Source organism: Chloroflexus sp. (assembly GCF_034431535.1).
In the GTDB taxonomy this organism is placed as follows: Bacteria; Chloroflexota; Chloroflexia; order Chloroflexales; family Chloroflexaceae; genus Chloroflexus.
In genome coordinates this window covers 103616-121724 of the sequence record NZ_DAOUDC010000012.1, presented here as the reverse complement: position 1 = coordinate 121724, position 18109 = coordinate 103616, and the positions used below count along the sequence as shown (strand labels likewise).

Below are 18109 nucleotides of genomic sequence, written 5' to 3'. Positions count from 1 at the left end.
CTACCACTCATCGTACACACTAGATGTAGTATCTGCCTCTAGTGCAGGTTTTCCGCGTCGTGATGAAAGTGAAAATAATTATTTACACTTTTGGGTGTGCTATCCCGGTTTCTCCGCGTGCCGACGGTTTGTCCAACAGAGGAGCATTCTAGCAATGATGAAACGAGAGCTTGCCCCTGCCGATTTGACCGATATCGCCCGCACGGTGTTGAAGAAGCGCTACCTGCTCAAAAACGAGCACGGCGATGTGATCGAGACGCCAGAGACGATGTTTTGGCGGGTGGCCGAGACGATCGCCGCCGTCGATGCTCGCTATGGCGCTTCGCCCGAACAGGTCGAAGAGCGGGCCGAGCGATTTTACCACCTCATGACGCAGGGGTATTTTGAGCCGAATAGCCCGACTCTGATGAACGCCGGTCGCCCGCTTGGCCAACTGAGCGCCTGTTTTGTGTTGCCGATTGAAGATAACCTCAACAGCATTTACGAGACGCTTAAACATCAGGCCCTGATCCATCAGAGCGGCGGCGGTACCGGCTTTAGCTTCTCGCGCCTCCGCCCGCGCAACGATGTGGTGCGTAGCACGATGGGGGTGGCTAGCGGCCCAGTCAGCTTTATGGATGTCTATAACCATTCGACCGAGGCGATTAAGCAGGGTGGCACCCGCCGCGGTGCGAATATGGGTATTTTGCGCTGCGATCACCCCGATATTCTCGAGTTTATTACCTGCAAGCTTGATACCACCAAGATCACCAATTTCAATATCTCGGTGGCGATTACCGATGCCTTTATGCGCGCGGTCGATCGCGACGAGGAGTATGATCTGATCAATCCGCGCACTGGCCAAGTGCATATCGCTGCCCGCGAAGGGCTGAAGCATCCGCTAACCGGTGAAGTGCTGGTGCAACCCGGCCAGCCGATGCGGCTCCGTGCCCGCATGGTCTTTGACCTGATTGTGCAGTGTGCCCACGCCACCGGCGAACCCGGCCTGTTCTTCATCGACCGCGCCAACGAGTATAATCCGGTGCCCCATCTCGGCGAGTATGAAGCGACCAATCCGTGCGGCGAGCAACCGTTGCTGGCCTACGATGTCTGCAACCTCGGTTCGATCAATTTGGGCAAGTTTGTGACCCCCGACAAGCGGATCGATTGGGAGCACCTGTGCGAGGTGGTGCATGAGAGCACCCGCTTCCTCGACAATGTGATCGACGCTAACCATTACCCGCTTGAGCAGATTACTCAACTGAGCCAGCGCATCCGCCGGATCGGGTTGGGAGTGATGGGTTGGGCCGATATGCTGGTGCGGTTAGGTATCCCCTACAATTCGCATGAGGCAATCGAGCTGGCGCGCCAGGTGATGCGCTTTATCGACGAAGAGAGCAAAGTCGCGTCCGAGCAGTTGGCCCGCGATCGCGGTCCCTTCCCCGAGTGGGAGTATAGCATCTGGGGACCGGATGCAACCTGCGCCCGCCGGCCCGATGGCTCGCGTGTCCGCCCCCAGCGCCTCTTGCGCAATTGCAACGTGACTACTGTCGCTCCCACTGGTACGATTAGCATCATTGCCGGCTGCTCGTCAGGCATCGAGCCGCTGTTTGCCATCGCCTTCTGGCGCTATCAAGCCGATACCCGCATGCTTGACATTAACCAAGACTTTGTGGTCCAAGCCAAGCGTGAGGGTTGGTACAGTGTCGAGTTGATGGAGCGGATCGCCGATACTGGTCACATCCACCACCCCGAAGTGCCTGCCGAGGTGCAACGGGTGTGGGTGACGGCCCACGACATCGCGCCCGAATGGCACGTGCGCATGCAAGCAGCGTTTCAGGAGCATACCGATAGCGCCCTATCCAAGACTATCAACTTCCCCCACGAAGCGACGCCCGATCAGGTGCGCGAAGCGTACGAGCTGGCCTTCCGCCTTGGCTGCAAGGGGATTACAGTCTACCGCGACGGCTCGCGGGCGAATCAGGTTTTGTCAACCGGCTCGACCGGCAAGAGCGAGAGCAAGCCGGCTGAGCAGCCGACAGCCGCCGCAGCGCCGGTGGAACTCACTCCGCGCCCGGTGCCGGCCGAGGGCCTGCCCAGCCACTCCTTCCCGGTGGTGACGCCGCTCGGCAAGCTGCGCCTGTTCGTCACCGAGCTGGAGGGCAAGCCGTTCGAGGTCTTTGCCATCATTGGCCGGGCCGGTAGTGATGTCACCGCTTTCACCGAGGCGATCGGGCGGCTGATCTCGCTGGCGCTGCGTTGTGGCGTGCCGGTCAAGCTGATCGCCGAGCAACTGCGCGGGATCGGCGGTTCGCGTTCGGCGGGCTTTGGCCCGGATCGGGTGCGCTCGGTGCCCGATGCAATCGGCAAGGTGCTGCTCGATCACTACGTGAAGGGCAACGGGAACGGTCATGGGCATGGCAATGGCAACGGCTATTACAACGGCGAGTATGCCTTCGCCAGCGAATACGGCAACGGTGCTGCCGAGCCGCCTGCGCCCAAGCCGGCGCCGGTCACGCATCTGCACGTTGAGCCGGGTCACGGCGCGATCGAGTCAGGCGAAATCTGTCCCGAATGCCAAAATGTGACGCTGCTGAACGAAGAGGGTTGCCGCAAGTGCCATTCGTGCGGCTATAGCGAATGCTAATGAGCGGATAAGCCTCGGCAGGGCCGCACACTCGTGCGGCCCTTTGCCATTGACCGTAACGCGCTGCCTCGTTACAATACAACCGCAATAAGTACAGACGCACGGCAGTGCGTCGCCCAAGTACAGGCGCAAGCAGTGCGTCGCGGTACGGTGCATGGCGGTGAGTCTCCTGCATCTCTGAGGAGGATGCAATGAACATTCGCGAGGCGATTGCCGCGGTGGTTGCGCGGCGCGATCTGACCCAAGCCGAAGCGGCCAGCGTGATGGAAGAGATTATGAGCGGGACGGCGACGCCGGCCCAGATCGGCGCGTTCCTCACCGCGTTGCATATCAAGGGCGAGACCGATGCCGAAATTGCCGGCATGGCAGCAGTGATGCGCGAGAAGGCGACGCACGTCTATTTTGACGGGCCGGTGATCGACACCTGCGGTACCGGTGGCGATGGTGCGCATACGTTTAACATTAGTACCACCGCCGCATTTGTCGCTGCCGGCGCTGGCTTGACGGTAGCCAAGCATGGCAATCGGGCGATGTCGAGCGTGTGCGGTAGCGCCGATGTGCTGGAAGGGCTGGGGGTGCAGATCGAGCTGGACGCCGAAGGGGTGTCGCGCTGCTTGCGCGATGCCGGCATTGGCTTTATGTTCGCACCCAAGTTCCATCCGGCGATGCGCTTTGCCGGGCCGGTGCGGCGTGAGATCGGCATTCGTACCGTGTTCAACATTCTTGGCCCGTTGACCAACCCGGCCCGCGCCCGCTATCAAGTGTTGGGGGTGGCGAGCGCGGTGCTGGCCGAAAAGCTGGCTAACGCTCTCAGCCGGCTCGACACCGTCCACGCGCTGGTCGTGCATGGCGACGGCGGGGTTGATGAATTGACGCTTTCCGGCCCCAACCTGATCTTCGAGGTAAGGGCCGGGCATACGCCGCGCCAAATGATGGTTGCGCCGGAAGATGTCGGTTTGGTGCGCGCGCCGCGCGAGGCGTTACGCGGCGGCGATGTCGCTTACAACGTGGCGATTGTACGCGCCATCCTCAGCGGTGAAGAGCAGGGGCCGCGCCGTGATGTGGTGTTGTTCAATGCTGCGGCAGCATTGGTGGCCGGCGACCTTGCGCCCGATTTGGCCACCGGCGTCAAGATGGCGCGTGCCAGCATCGATAGTGGGCGGGCGCTCGAACGGCTCAATCGCATGATTGCCGTGAGCCGCGGTGAGACGTGACTGTCGTTGCTCCTTCGTGTTTGATCAGAGACCACCGTTCCTATGGCCCAAGACATCCGCCTCACCCGCCTGCGCCGGCGTCGGTTTGCGCTCTGGCGGCTGATGCTTGCCAACATCATTGACGACCTGCGCATCGTGCGGGAGGCATGGTTCCCCATCACCGCGCTGTTGTTGGTGTTAGCAAGTTGCACCCTCTACTTGCGTTGGTTTTATTTGCCAGAGCGTCTCGACTACGAAACCGATGCCGCCTTTGCCCTGTTTGAGACGCTGAAGCTGCTCATTTTCCAAACCGATCTCGATCTACCCAATGAACCGTTCGGGCGGGCGCTCTTCTTTCTCACCCCGTTGCTCGGTCTCTTCTTTTTGCTGCAAAGCGCCATTGATGTGGGCCGGCTGCTGGTTGACAAACGGGCGAGGCCTGATCGTTGGCAAGAGTCGCTGGCGGCTACCTATCGCGGTCACATGATCGTGTGTGGTTTGGGTAGAGTTGGCTACCGGGCCGTGCTGCAATTGCTCGATTGCCGGCGTGAGGTAGTGGCAATCGAGCTCGATCCGAACTGCGAGTTTACCCCGACGCTGACCGGTTTAGGGGTGCCGGTGGTGCGTGGTGATGCCCGTGATCCGGCGGTGCTGGCGCGGGCCGGCCTCAAGCGGGCGCAGGGGTTGATCGCTACCATTGATGATGATCTGAAGAATTTGGAGATTGCGCTGGCCGCGCGCCGCATCCGGCCCGAATTGCCAACGGTGCAGCGCATCTTTAGCCGCGCCCTCGATGCGCGCATTGAGCGTACCTTTGGCCGTAATTCGGCCTTTAGCCCGGCGGCCCTCGCCGCGCCAACCTTCGCCGCGGCTTTGCTCAGCTCGAATGTGCGCTACGTGCTCGATCTGCCCGCCGGTTTGCTGGGGGTGGCCTATCTCACTGTCAGCAATGACAGTCCGCTGATTGGGCCGGTGGCCGATCTGGAATCCCGGTTCGGCGTGCGCCGTTTGCCTGGTCCCAATGCCCATTTACCCATCTTGCCCAGCGAAGAGATCGCGCTGGTTGGCCCGCTGCCCGCGCTGGAATCGGCGCAATGGGCCAATCGCCCGCGGCTTGTGAAACGAAGTGGCGGCCTGATTGTCTGCGGTTTAGGCAAGGTAGGCACGCAGGTGGTGCGCTTGCTCAACCGACGCGAACCGCGCCCGCCGCTCACGGTTATCTGCAACGTTGAAACGCCGCAACGCTATGTCGAAGCCTTAACTGCACAAGGGGTGCGCGTGTTGCGCGGCGATGCCCGTGATCCAGAGCTGTTGCGGGAAGCTGGCATCGAGCAGGCAATGTCGCTCGCTGCTCTCTACAGCGACGACCTGCTCAATTTGCAGATCGGGCTGTCTGTGCGCAGCATGTACCCCGATGTGCATCTGGTGCTGCGCGTCTTTAGCGATGTACTGGCCGACCGGTTGGCCGATCTGTTCGGGATTCGCACCGCCTTTAGCACTTCGGCGCTGGCCGCGCCGAGTCTAGTAGCGGCAGCCCTATTGCCTGATGTCGAAGCGGCCTTTGATATCGGCGATCAATTGCTGGTAGTGCGCCGTCAGATCATTACCGACCGGCGCGCCGGCAAGACCGTCGCCGAACTGCGCGTTGGTGGCCAGTTACCATTGAGTCTGCGTCGCGGCGGTGAGTTTCAGTGGTTGCCGCCTGATAATCTGGTAATTGAGAGCGGCGATGAGGTAGAGGTGTTAACGTATTTGATGTAGGATTACCTCTCAAACACCAGCTGCCCTCCCACCATTGTCGCCATCACTCGCGCCGCTGCGATCTGTTCAGGCGGGCGGGTGGTGATGTCACGGTCGAGCACGATCAGGTCAGCCAGATAACCAGCCTCTAGCCGGCCCAATTCGCGCTCGCGGAAGCCGGTGTAGGCGGCCCAAGTGGTATAGCCGGCCAATGCTTCGGCAAGTGTCAGCCGCTGATCGGGAAAATCGCTTTCCAGCGGGCTAAGATCGAGCTTGCCCCGCGTGCAGGCCACTTGCATCCCGCGCAACGGATTGGGATCGGCCACCGGCCAATCGCTGCCGAGTGCTATCGGTGCGCCGGCCTGTAATAAATCGCGCCACGGGAAGCCGTAGCGGTGGCGTTGTGGCCCCACCAGCCGCCACCACGGGTTCTGTTGATCCATCCCGAAATCGACATGCACGGGTTGCACCGAGGCGATCACTCCCAACGCCGCAAAACGCGGCAAGTCAGCCGGATCGACGATCTCGACGTGTTCGACTCGGTGGCGGGCATCACGCCGGCCATTGGCCTGTTGTGCCGCGGCAAAGGCGTTGAGCGTTTGGCGCACGCCGCCATCGCCAATTGCATGCACGCAGACTTGCAGACCGGCAGCGTCGGCGTGGGTGATCAGATCGACAAACTCAACCGGATCGTAATTTGCTGTGCCACACTCACCGCTGCCATCGGCGTAGGGTGCCAACATCAACGCCGTCTTCGCTTCGACTACGCCATCAACGAACAGTTTAACCGCATCGGTCTGCACGAAGGGATGCGGATGGCGGTGGGCATCGGCGGCCCATGCCGTGATCTGGGCCGGATCAGTCCCCGGTGCCACCGAGAGGGGCAAGCGGATGCGCAAGGTTAACTCGCCCGTATCCGCCAATGCACGGTAGCGGGTGCGCTGCGCTTCATCACCGTCCATGTTGTGGATGCTGGTCAACCCCAGCGCTGCCAGCTCGCGCAGCGCGCGACGCAGCAAGTCACGCAGCTCGGCTTCGGTTGGCGGCGGGATGCAACGCCGCACCAGATCCATCGCCGGCGCTTCACGCAACTCGCCGCTAGCCAACCCATCTGCACCCAGAACCACAGTGCTCAACGGATTACCCGTTTCAGCGCCGTTTAAAATACCCGCGATCTGCAAAGCAGCGGTATTGGCCCATGCCGTATGCCCATCGAACGCAGTCAGCAAGACTGGCCGGTCAGGCACAACCGCGTCAAGCAAGCGCCGGTCAGGTGTTAGGCCGTTGGCAAACAGCCGGTAGCGCCAGCCGCGCCCGATCAGCCACGGCAGATGCGGGTTGGTGGCGGCGTAAACTGCCAGCCGGGCTTGCAGATCGACGATGCTCTGGGCATCTTCGAGCCGCAGCACCCCCAACGCGCGCGCGCCATTGTGCAAATGGAAGTGGCAGTCGGTCAAGCCGGGCAGGGCCAGCATCCCGCCGCCATCGATCATCCGCGTCGCCGTCGATTGCCACGACGACGCATCGCGGTCGGGGCCAACCCAAACGATGCGCTTGCCGCTGATGGCGATCGCATACCGCCCGATTTGCCCGGCCAAGCTAACATTTCGCAGCAGCACATTGATTGGCGGCATACGATTAAGCAGTACGGGCGCAGCGCGCTGCGCCCCTCCCGCTCTCCTCATCAATCACCGGTACGGGCAGAGCCGCGCTCTGCCCCGCAGGGGGCCGTGCCCCGGCTATTACCGCACCAAACTCAACAACACACTCAACGTCACCAAACTCGCAAACGACGACACCACCACCGTGCTCACCACCAACTGCGGGCGCGTATCAAACTCAATCGCCAAAATGGTCGTATTCACCGCAGTCGGCATCCCGGCCATCATCACCCCCACCCCTAACGCGATGCCGTCCATACCGAGCAAACGGGCGAGGCCAAAAGCAAGGATCGGTGACACAATCAGCCGGATTGCAGTGGCAAACGAGACCATTGCCGGTTGCACAATCGGCGCGCCGGCCCCCAATTGCACGCCGAGGATGAGCAGCATCACCGGCAGCGCCGCCTCGCTGAGCAGCGCCACCCCCTCAAATACGCTGCGCGCAATGCCAGTAGCTTCAGCCGGATGAAACCCGATCCCACGCAACGCCAATGCGCCGGCTACGGCGTAAATCTGCGGCATATGAGTGAGACGGTCGAACACCTGCCGCCATGCCTGTTTACCGCCGCCAGCCGCGCCGGCAGCCGCTACCCCAACCCCTAGCGTCTGCGCCATGATGGACTGCATGATAAAGTAAAACACCCCTAACGTAAAGCCAGCCTCGCCAAAGGCAAACCGCGACGCCGGCAAGCCGTAATTGCCCGAATTCATAAACATACTGGTCAGCAACAGCGCCGTCACCTCTTTGCCGCGCAGCCGCAACGCCAACGCGCACAGCCAGACCGTCAGCGCCATCAGTGCCAGCACTCCTACCGAGAAAAAGAGCATGCGCCCTGCGTCTGGTCCGCTTAAGTCGGCCCGCACCAACGCGACAAAAATCAGCGCCGGGCTTAGGCCGTAAATCATCAGCCGGTTGAGCGTCACGAGATCAAGCGGCAAAGCCCGGCGTAACGCAAACCCCGCCGCCGCCACCACCGCAATTGGCAAGAGCACTTCAATCAGAACCGCAATCATCACAACCTCGGTGCCAATACTTTACAAGTCAACTATCATAGCACAGGTTGCTTGTGATCGCGTTAGGCAGTCACGTTAGATCATCTACCAGCATTTTCGCACCGAATTATGCGATAATGTTGCAAAACACATCATTTGCCAAGGGAGTATTACCATGAACTGTTGGCACTGCAACCGGCCTGCTCACGGTACATGCATCTTTTGCGGGCGCGCGGTCTGTCGCGATCATGCCCAAGAGATGCCGCATATCGTGGCGCTCTACGCTGACCGCAAAGGCGGTTACAAAGCGATTGTGACGGCCCGCGCCTTGTTTTGCGGTGTGTGTGAACCACGTGAAGACCCGATCGAATTGCCCGAATTGCGGTGATAGCCGGCGTACCATCTGGGCAAGCGAGTGGTTGTTCACCGCCGCGGCCTGAAGGTGACTCAATCTTTGCGTAACGTTATCGTGAAGATAAGTAAACCGTTATCCTAGCGGGCAAAACGCCATGGTATAATGCGGCTGGGCCGCGTCCGCCCCTACTTTTCCCCTGATGTTTACGAGGTGAGCGTATGCCGATGTACGAGTATAGCTGTTTGGACTGTGCGCGTCAGTTCGAGCGGCTAATGCCTATGCATGCTACCGATCAGTCTGTTGTCTGTCCTTTTTGCCAGAGCACGCATGTTCAGCGCCGGTTGTCGCTCTTTGCCGCGCATAGCCGCGGCGAAGCTTCGGCGCCAGCGGCGGCTGCGACGACGAGCGGCGGTGGATGCAGTTGCAGTAGCTGCGGCTGTGGCTCAAGGAGCTAAGGTATGCGCGTCATGATCTTAACCGCCGGTTTAGGCACACGCTTGCGTCCGCATACCTTTGTTCGCCCCAAGCCACTGGTCAGCGTTGCTGGCAAGACGGTGTTGGCGCATATTATTGACTATTTGGCCCCCCTACAGATTGAAGAGCTGATCTGTGTGGTCGGCTATCTCGGCAACCAGATCGAAGAGTTTATGCGGGCCAATTATTCGTACCCGATGCGCTTTCTTGAGCAAAAGGTGATGCGTGGGCAAGCTGATGCGATCGCGTTGGCCCGTGAATTGACCGGCCCGCTCTTGATCGTGTTTGGCGATGGCTTGCTTGAGTTTGATATTGAACGGCTCAACGAGCATCCTGACTACGGCATCATTTACTGCAAAGAGGTCGATGATCCGCGCCGGTTTGGCGTGGTGGTCGTCGAAAAAGGTCGGATCGTGCGGCTGGTCGAGAAGCCGAGCGAGCCGATTTCCAATCTGGCCGTGGCCGGGTTCTATTATGTGCCTGAAGCCAGCCGGTTGATGTCGGCGATCGACTACATCATGGAGAACAATATCCAGACCAAGGGGGAATTCTATTTGGCCGATGCGCTGCAAGTGATGATCAACCGCGGCGAAGAGCTGCGCGCCGAAACGGTGCGGGTCTGGCGAGATTGCGGCACGATTGAGTCGCTGCTCGATACCAATCGTTATCTGCTCGAACATGGCCATAATCGCGCCGCTGAGTACCCCAATGCAGTGATCATTCCGCCGGTTAATATTGCGCCGACGGCAGTGATCGAAGAGGCAGTCGTGGGGCCGTATGTCTCGATCGCCGACGGCGCAGTGGTGCGGCAGGCGATTGTGCGCGACTCGATTATCAATGCCGGTGCGCAGATCCAATCGGTCATTATTACCCGCAGCTTAATCGGTGATCGAGCCCATGTGAGCGGTGTCAGCCAAGAGTTGAATGTCGGCGATATGTCGGATATTCGTTTCGGGTGAACCACTATGATTGCTTACAACTTCCATGCCGCAAGCAATGGCGCTCGCGGCGAGGCCAAAGGGGGCCGCTGGGAGTTGGCCTTGCCCGCGAGCGGGCAGACGCCAGCACTGACCAGTGTGAGATTGCAGGATCCGGCGCTGAGCGCGGAGCAAGAGACGATCCGGCGGTTGCAAGGTGCGGCTGATCCGACCGAAGCACGCTTGTTGACTGCCATGTATGTGTCGCTCAAGACCTATCCGTGCGTGGTGCTGAACGGGAGGGCTGGGGCCGGTAAGGCGGCATTGGTGCAACATTTGGTCGCGGCACTGGTTGGCGATGCTCCCGGCCAGTTTGTCCGCATTGGTTCAGCTCAGTGGACGGCGCAGAGCGGCCAGCGTGACTATTACCGTGATCTCCATACCCGCTTCGGCGATAGCCAGTTGAGTGAGGTGCTGAGCGAAGCGCAAGCGCCGCAAGGCGCCGGCAAGCTCTACGTCGTCTTGTTTGATGGTTTAGCGCCCGATGAGTTGTTCCACTACTTGCACGAACGGCTGCACCTGTTGCCGGTTGATGCTAGGCCGGTAGTCGCGCTGCCGAATGTGTTGTTCGTTGCCACGTTTCACCAACCGAACCAGTTGTCGGTGCGCGATGCGCAACTATTGGCCCATGCCCATCAGGTTAATGTCACCGCTTACCGGTGGCAGCCGCCCCAATTGCCGCCGCCGCCGGTTGGTTTGCAGCGGGCAATGATCCGCGATGCCGTTCGTGATGTCGTTGTGGCCCGCGACCGACTCCGCATGATCTTCGGTGGTACACAGCTACCGCACCTGAGTCCATCATCGCATATTGCCGGTTTTCTGCGTTGGTATGGGCTTTCGCCTGATACCACGCTCGATAGTGATATGTGGCTGTTCTTGGCTAATAGCTTTGATCGTTACGGCAATGGTCTGTTCATGCCCGACTCGGTGCGTAATCTTCAGGTGGCCTACGATATACGGATGGTGCAACGAGTGATGGCTCAGCTTGATCCGGCAAATGCAGCGCTTAGGCCAGAGTTGGCACGGGTCGTTGGTTGTTAAAGTGTTTGTGTCTTGCTTCTGTTGCTGACGCTCCCGGTATACCGGGAGCGTTGTTGTGATGCAATGATCACCCTGGATTAATCTTCATTTCAACGATCCATTACCTTCATTTAATGGACGATCCATATAATCACGACTGCCCGGAACAATGCCCATCGCAATGTTGCCCGGTTTGCATACGTGTTAATCTAAGGAGGCGCTATGGGTGGTCGTGACGAAAAAGACAAATGGATTGTCCGCTCGCAGGCTGGGATTGGTCAGACGCTGGAAGAGGTGTTGGCACTGCGGATTTCGCGCCGTGGTATGCTCAAGACGTTGGCAATCGGTGGTTCGCTCGTCTTGATCGGTTCGAGTCTATCGGCTGTCGAGGAGGCGTTGGCTGCGAATCCTGGCTTGAAGTTCAAAGCGGTGAAGCCTACCGACCCGAACTTTGATGACGTAGTTGTACCGGAAGGATATTATGCGCGCACCCTCATTCGCTGGGGCGAGCCGTTGAGTGCCGATGCACCCGATTTCGATGTCTGGTTGCAGACGCCGGAAGCGCAGGTGAAGCAGTTTGGCTATAACTGCGACTTTATTGGTTTCTTGCCATTGCCCTACGGCTCCAACAACTCGAACCGTGGTCTGCTCGTGGTTAATCACGAGTACACCAACGAAGAGTTGATGTTCCCGAAGTACGATTTTGAGAACCCGACTCGTAATCAGGTCGATGTTGGGATTGCAGCCCATGGGATGTCGGTAGTTGAGGTGGTGCGGGCACCTGATGGGACGTGGAGCTATGTACGGAATTCCCGCTACAACCGACGGGTAACCGGCTTTAGCGCGACCCGTCTGAGTGGCCCTGCCGCCGATCATCCGTGGATGCGGACTAGCGCCGATCCCGGTGCCGATGCGATTCTTGGCACGCTTAACAACTGTGCCGGCGGCAAGACCCCGTGGGGTACGGTGGTGAGCGGTGAAGAGAACTTCCACCAGTATTTCGCCAATCTCAATGGCCTTGACCGCAACGACCCGCGCTATGCGGTGCATCGCCGCTATGGTATGCCGACGGCTGAATCGGAGCGCAAGTGGGAACGCTTCCACAGCCGATTTGATATTTCAAAAGAGCCGAATGAGGGTTTCCGTTTCGGCTGGTGCGTGGAAATCGATCCGTATGATCCATTGCGACCGGTGGTGAAGCGCACAGCGCTGGGACGCTTCCGCCATGAAGGAGCTACCTTTGTGGTTGCGCGCGATGGTCGGGTGGTTGGATATCAGGGTGATGATGCACAGTTTGAGTATGTCTACAAGTTTGTTACCAACGGTAAATTCAACCCACGCAATCGCGAAGCAAATATGAATTTGCTCGATGATGGCGTCTTGTACGTGGCAAAGTTTAATCCTGATGGGACCGGTGAGTGGTTACCACTGGTGTACGGCCAAGGCCCACTTACACCGGAAAATGGCTTCCGCTCGCAAGGTGATGTGTTGATCAACACCCGCTTGGCCGCCGATCTCGTGGGTGCGACCAAGATGGATCGCCCGGAGGACGTGGAGATCAACCCGGTCAACAAGAAGGTGTACATCGCGCTAACCAACAACACCCGCCGCGGCGCGAGTGGGCAACCCGGCACCGATGCAGCTAACCCGCGTCCCAACAATGCGTGGGGCCACATCATCGAGCTAACTGAGCGTAATGACGATCATGCCGCAACCACGTTTCGGTGGGAGATTTTCATTTTGGCAGGGCTACCCTCGCAGCCTGACACCTATTTCGCCGGCTTCGACAAGAGCAAGGTCTCGCCGATTGGCGCTCCCGACAATGTGGCCTTCGACAGTCAGGGCAACCTATGGATTGCCACCGACGGCGCGCCGCGCGCAATCAAATTCAACGATGGTCTGTTCGCTGTGCCGGTGAGCGGTTCGCAGCGTGGTAACTTGCAACAGTTTTTCTCGTCGGTGGCCGGGAGCGAAGTGTGTGGGCCTGAGTTTACCCCCGACAACCGCACGCTCTTCCTTGCTATTCAACATCCTGGTGAGGGCAGTACCTTCGAGAATCCAAGCAGCACGTGGCCCGACCGGCAAGGCTTGCCGCGGCCCAGCGTGATCACGGTGCAGCGCTTCGATAGCGGTGTGATCGGGACGTAGGAGGGGCATTGCATCGCAATGCCGTGCGGTGATAGTGTTGCCACCGCACGGTATTGTGCTAAGACCCAATTGGCGGTATACGGGGGCCCACCATGGTTCAAGTACCGGCGTGGATAACACCGTTGCTGGCCGGCGGCATGCTTATCGGTGTGATGGCCGGTTGTACGTCGCAGCGACCGATCTCACCATCACCGACGCCGGTATTACAGGCTAGCGGTGCCGATCTTATATCTTTGGACTTGCACCGTTGGCTGGCGACGTACCGTGCATGACCTGCCATAGCCTCGATGCGAGCGAGAGGGAGGGAATAGGACCGAATTTGGCCGGGGTGGGCCGGCGGGCCGGCGAACGCATGCCCGGTGTGAGTGCGCGGGAATACCTCGAACGGTCGATCCGCGCGCATGACGAGTTTATCGTACCCGGCCATCAAGGGGGAATCGTGCGTGCGGTGGTTGGCGACGATTACGGCAATCTATTGCCGGACGATCAGATTGCGGCGCTGGTTGATTTTCTGTTGCAACAACAAGCGGTAGCAGTCGCCGGTGGCGCTGTTACCCTATCGCCCACTGCCACGCCAACCGCGTCGCCTACTTTGTTCCCCACGGCAACCGCAACGCCAACGCTCTCGCCCACGACAGCAGCAACATCCACTGTGTCGCCATTGCCCAGCGCCACGGCCACGCCTTCCCCGCGGGTGACGGCCACGGCTTCGGCGACCGTCGCACCGGCGCCGACGTTCACGAGCACTCCGACCAGTGTGCCACCGACGGCAACGCCACTAGCGCTGCCCACCGATACCCCGCTGCCAGCGCCAACCCCTACGTCGCCGCCCACTCCGACGACCGTACCAGAACCGACGTCGGTGCCGCCGGTGGCAAGCGAAGCCGGGTTGGAACAATACCTCGGTTGCGTCAATTGCCACAACCTGCATCCGCAACAGGTACAGATGCCACACCCGCTCAACCCGACCTGCAACGATTGCCACCGCGGTTCACCAAGCCGGGTTGGCTGCCCGACTTGCCACAGTATGCATCAGATCGACAACCGCCACGAGCCGGTGCCGGATTTACCGTGTAATGCGTGCCACACATCGTAGAACTGCTGCCTCACCACGCCCGCAAATACTGCGGCGGCGGCGCGAGGTCGTGACCGAGCGCCCGCGCCGCGCGCAACGGCCAGTGCGGGTCGCGGAGCAGTTCACGACCCAGCAGTACCAGATCGGCGTCGCCATTGCGAATAATCGCGTCGGCATGCTCGGCGCGGGTGATCAGACCGACCGCAGCGGTGGCGATGTTGGCCTCGCGACGGATCTGCGCTGCAAATGGTACTTGATACCCCTCTCTGACCGGGATAGGAATGCCGGGGGCAATCCCACCGGAGCTGCAATCGATCAGATCAACTCCCTGTTCGCGTAGCATACGCGCTACCTCTACCGTATCGGCGATGGTTAAACCTTCCGGTGTCCAGTCACTACATGAGAGGCGAACAGCAAGCGGGAGATCAGACGGCCATTCTGCGCGCACTGCGGCGGTTACTTCACAGAGCAGACGTGCTCGCCCACGGAGATCACCGCCGTACTCGTCGTTGCGGTCATTGCCAAGCGGCGAGAGGAAATTGTGGAGGAGGTAGCCATGGGCAGCGTGGATCTCGATCCAGCGGAAACCGGCGGCTCGTGCGCGTTTAGTGGCGGTGGCAAAATCGGCCACGACCTTGGCAATACCGGCTGCATCGAGCGGGATCGGGGTGGGGTAGCCGGGCGCGAACGGTTCAGCCGTCGGGCCGACTACCGGCCAGCCGCCGTTTGCCGGCGCAATCGGTTTGCCGCCTTCCCATGGGCGATTCACACTTGCTTTCCGTCCGGCGTGCGCTAATTGAATGCCGGCCACCGCACCGAGACTCTCGATCAGCTTAACTATGCGGGAGAGGGCAGCGATGTGTTCATCGCTCCAGATACCCAAATCGAACGGAGAAATCCGTCCCTCGGGCGAAACGGCTGTGGCTTCGAGAATAATGAGTCCGACCCCGCCGGCTGCCCGTGCTCCTAGATGCATCAGATGCCAATCGGTTGGGAAGCCATCAATGGCGCTGTATTGGCACATCGGCGACATACCGATCCGGTTGCGTAGGGTGACGCTGCCGATGGTCAGTGGTGTAAATACATGTGGTTGCATGGCACTCTCTCAGTCGTTGAATGACTACACTCTGTTGCCAGTATACCTTTACTTGGTGTATACGGGCAAATGAGCAGCCTGGTACAGCTCGGCTAAGGTGTGGGATTGTGCTGAGGAGACGGTGCGTGCCAGATGAAGAGCGTTGCATTGACTATCACGGCCACCGTGTAGCATAGTGCTGCGATAAGCAGGATCGGGGTAAAGCCGGCAATGCTTTGGAGCTCGGCGCTGATGGTGGGGCCGGCAATGTACCCCACCGACGCGGCGGCCCGGATGAGGCCGATCACGGTAGGGTGGTGTTCAGGCGGGGTCTGTGCCAGCGCGTGCGCTTCAAACAGCGGTGTAGCCATATTCATCAGCGCGCCGCGCAGCATCGCGATCAAAGTCGCTACCGGTAATGTAGGCGCAAAGGCTAGCGCAATCAGGCAGGGAATAGCGAGCGCCTGCGTTAGTACCACGCCTTGCATGCGGCCAATCCGCGCTGCGATTCGTGGCCCGGCGAGCGTCGCCAGACCAGTGGCGAGGCTGATGAGCGCGAACAACAGCCCGATAGCGGCGTCGGTGGCGGTGAAGCGTTGGTGAAAGAAGAGTCCGAGGTAGGGGATGAACAGCGCCGCGCCGAGTGAGATGAGCAGCGGCCCCGGCGCGAAGATGATCGCTTTGATGAGCGTGCGCCAAAGGTCACTGATCTCGCGGCGAATCGTCGTCACCGGCGTTGGTGATGGCTGTGCCGTGAGACGTAATCCCACCAACGGCAACCCAGCGAGAGCGGCGATCGCTGCGCTGAGCGCGGCATTGAACCGGTACGGCGCGATGGCATCGCTCTCGACCAGCGCCACCCGCCACGCCGTCGCCAAACTGCCGGCGAGCAGATTAGCGATGCCGCCGATGATCAAGCTCAGAGCTGCGCTGCGGGCAAAGAGCCGGTCAGGACCATCGGCGCCGCTCAGTTGCATCATCAGCGGCGGCCCGGCTAGATTAAAGAGCACGCTGGCCGGCCCGCTCAGCGATACACCGAGTAACAACATCCATGCTGTTACCGGGGTGATGGCGCTGCTGAGCGGGGCCAGTGCTAACGCAAACAATGCCGCGCTATGCAGCCAACCACCGAGCAGCAACGCCGGACGCGAGCCCCACTGCCGCACCGCTTGCCACGCCAATGGCCCGCTGATTCCGCCGGCCAGCACCGGCATACTATTGAGCAACCCGATCAGCGTGAGATCGCCGAACAACGGTACCCCGAGCCGGTAGCTGCCGTACCCGAGTTCCGCATAAGCGATGGTGGCAAACAACCAACCCACTGTCAGGCCGGTGGTCAACAGGCCAATGGCCAATAAATACCGCTGATCATTGCGCATGATGGCGCACCGACGCTTCACAACCCATTGCGCGCGATAATGTCGCGGTACACGTGCGCGCTGCGCTTCCACACCCGGCGTTGAGTGGCATAGTCGGTATAAATAATCCCAAACCGCTTGCTCAGCCCTTTCGCCCACTCGAAATTGTCCATCAGTGTCCAGACAAAATAGCCGCGCAGATCGCAGCCGGCAGCGAGCGCGCGCCGGCATGCCTCAATGTGGGAACGAAGGTAAGCGACGCGATCAGGGTCTTCAACCACCTGATCAGCCGGGTCGGGTGGCGGATCATCGAACGCCGCCCCGTTCTCGGTGATGTAGAGCGGGATGGAGGTATACTCACGCGCCTTTTGCAAGGCCTCGATAATACAGTCGGGATAGATCTCCCACCCCATCGCCGTCTTGGGCAACGGCCCTGGTACCTGCTTGGTCAGCAAAAACGGTTCACGCCAGTTAAAGGCGTGAAACAGGCGGGTATAGGTGTTAATGCCGAGAAAATCGATTGGCTGGCCGATAATCTCCATATCACCGGGCTTGACCGGCGCGAAGATGAGCCGGCGAGCAAAGTGTGCTACCAGATCGGCGGGGTAGCGCCGGCGGAATAGTGGTTCGAGGAAGAGCCGGTTCATCACCCCGTCGATCCGTTGGGCAGCTTTGCGGTCGGCAGGGTGATCGCTGGCCGGGTAATGAGGCCAAATCATCATGACGATACCGATCTGAGACGGCGGCAGATCGGTGCGGGCCGGTTGCGGTTTGGTGGCACGGAAGGCGCTTACCGCTAACCCATGCGAGAGCAAGAGGTGATGCACGACCTTGAGCACCTGCCATGGCGAGCGCTTGCCCGGCGCGTTTTCACCGTTGCCGTAACCGTAGAACGCCTGAATAAACGGTTCGTTGTGGGTGGCCCACAGCGCGACCTCGCCCCCGATCCGGCGAAAGAGATAATCGGCGTATTCGGCGAAACGCAACGCCGTGTCGCGATTCGTCCAGCCGCCGCGATCCTCTAGCGCCTGCGGTAAATCCCAATGGTAGAGGGTAGCAACCGGTGCGATATTGCGCTGGTGTAGGCCGTCGATCAAGCGCCGGTAAAAATCAAGCCCGCGCTGATTGGGTTGGCCGGAGCCAGTGGGAAAGATGCGCGGCCATGCGATGCTGAAGCGGTACGCCTTCAGTCCCAACGCCGCCATGTGGTCGAGATCCTCTACGTAGCGGTGATAGTGATCGCAGGCGACATCACCAGTGCTGCCATCAATAATGACGCCGGGCCGCCGCACGAAGCGATCCCAGATACTCTCGCCCTTACCGTCTTCGTTCCACGCCCCTTCAATCTGATACGCAGCGGTTGTTGCGCCCCATAAGAAATTGGCTGGAAAGCGGATGTCGTTGTTCATGTGGA

14 protein-coding genes are annotated in these 18109 nt (G+C 60.1%); 9 read left to right on the top strand and 5 right to left on the bottom strand.

Annotated features, from left to right (window positions below; genetic code table 11):
* Positions 1 to 154 precede the first annotated feature (154 nt).
* The 3 genes from U9R61_RS02795 to U9R61_RS02785 all read left to right on the top strand — a co-directional run bounded on the left by U9R61_RS02795 (position 155) and on the right by U9R61_RS02785 (position 5580).
* On the top strand, positions 155 to 2626 hold the full coding sequence (locus U9R61_RS02795) for a vitamin B12-dependent ribonucleotide reductase (RefSeq protein ID WP_322487298.1): 2472 nt from the start codon (positions 155 to 157) through the stop codon (positions 2624 to 2626).
* Between the two features lie 191 nt (positions 2627 to 2817).
* On the top strand, positions 2818 to 3840 hold the full coding sequence (trpD, locus tag U9R61_RS02790; protein ID WP_322487297.1) for an anthranilate phosphoribosyltransferase: 1023 nt from the start codon (positions 2818 to 2820) through the stop codon (positions 3838 to 3840).
* A 42-nt stretch (positions 3841 to 3882) separates the two neighbouring features.
* Positions 3883 to 5580, top strand: coding sequence for an NAD(P)-binding protein (locus U9R61_RS02785; RefSeq protein ID WP_322487296.1), 1698 nt, complete (start codon positions 3883 to 3885; stop codon positions 5578 to 5580).
* A 2-nt stretch (positions 5581 to 5582) separates the two neighbouring features.
* On the opposite strand, the gene U9R61_RS02780 is transcribed toward U9R61_RS02785, so the two are convergent.
* Positions 5583 to 7193, bottom strand: coding sequence for an amidohydrolase (locus tag U9R61_RS02780; RefSeq protein WP_322487295.1), 1611 nt, complete (start codon positions 7191 to 7193; stop codon positions 5583 to 5585).
* Between the two features lie 108 nt (positions 7194 to 7301).
* Positions 7302 to 8234: an AEC family transporter gene (locus tag U9R61_RS02775; protein WP_322487294.1), complete on the bottom strand. Its 933-nt coding sequence runs from the start codon at positions 8232 to 8234 to the stop codon at positions 7302 to 7304.
* A gap of 154 nt (positions 8235 to 8388) precedes the next feature.
* Here U9R61_RS02775 and U9R61_RS02770 point away from each other — a divergent pair, with 154 nt between their 5' ends.
* The 6 genes from U9R61_RS02770 (at position 8389) to U9R61_RS02745 (ending at position 14283) form a co-directional block, all read left to right on the top strand.
* Positions 8389 to 8601: a hypothetical protein gene (locus U9R61_RS02770; protein ID WP_322487293.1), complete on the top strand. Its 213-nt coding sequence runs from the start codon at positions 8389 to 8391 to the stop codon at positions 8599 to 8601.
* Positions 8602 to 8786: 185 nt separating this feature from the next.
* Positions 8787 to 9023, top strand: a complete 237-nt coding sequence (locus U9R61_RS02765; RefSeq protein WP_322487292.1) for a zinc ribbon domain-containing protein — start codon at positions 8787 to 8789, stop codon at positions 9021 to 9023.
* A 3-nt stretch (positions 9024 to 9026) separates the two neighbouring features.
* Positions 9027 to 10001, top strand: a complete 975-nt coding sequence (locus tag U9R61_RS02760) for a sugar phosphate nucleotidyltransferase (protein ID WP_322487291.1) — start codon at positions 9027 to 9029, stop codon at positions 9999 to 10001.
* A gap of 6 nt (positions 10002 to 10007) precedes the next feature.
* Complete coding sequence (locus U9R61_RS02755) at positions 10008 to 11060, top strand: hypothetical protein (protein WP_322487290.1); 1053 nt, start codon at positions 10008 to 10010, stop codon at positions 11058 to 11060.
* A 201-nt stretch (positions 11061 to 11261) separates the two neighbouring features.
* Positions 11262 to 13187 carry a PhoX family phosphatase gene (locus U9R61_RS02750; RefSeq protein ID WP_322487289.1) on the top strand — a complete coding sequence of 642 codons (1926 nt, stop codon included), beginning with the start codon at positions 11262 to 11264 and terminating at the stop codon, positions 13185 to 13187.
* A gap of 268 nt (positions 13188 to 13455) precedes the next feature.
* Positions 13456 to 14283 carry a cytochrome c gene (locus U9R61_RS02745; protein WP_322487288.1) on the top strand — a complete coding sequence of 276 codons (828 nt, stop codon included), beginning with the start codon at positions 13456 to 13458 and terminating at the stop codon, positions 14281 to 14283.
* A 10-nt stretch (positions 14284 to 14293) separates the two neighbouring features.
* On the opposite strand, the gene U9R61_RS02740 is transcribed toward U9R61_RS02745, so the two are convergent.
* From U9R61_RS02740 to U9R61_RS02730, 3 genes are all read right to left on the bottom strand, one after another.
* Positions 14294 to 15358, bottom strand: a complete 1065-nt coding sequence (locus tag U9R61_RS02740; RefSeq protein ID WP_322487287.1) for an NADH:flavin oxidoreductase/NADH oxidase — start codon at positions 15356 to 15358, stop codon at positions 14294 to 14296.
* Positions 15359 to 15450: 92 nt separating this feature from the next.
* A complete protein-coding gene (locus tag U9R61_RS02735) occupies positions 15451 to 16716 on the bottom strand; it encodes an MFS transporter (RefSeq protein WP_322487286.1) in 1266 nt (421 codons plus the stop codon).
* A gap of 17 nt (positions 16717 to 16733) precedes the next feature.
* Positions 16734 to 18104: a GH1 family beta-glucosidase gene (locus U9R61_RS02730; protein WP_322487285.1), complete on the bottom strand. Its 1371-nt coding sequence runs from the start codon at positions 18102 to 18104 to the stop codon at positions 16734 to 16736.
* Positions 18105 to 18109: the final 5 nt, after the last annotated feature.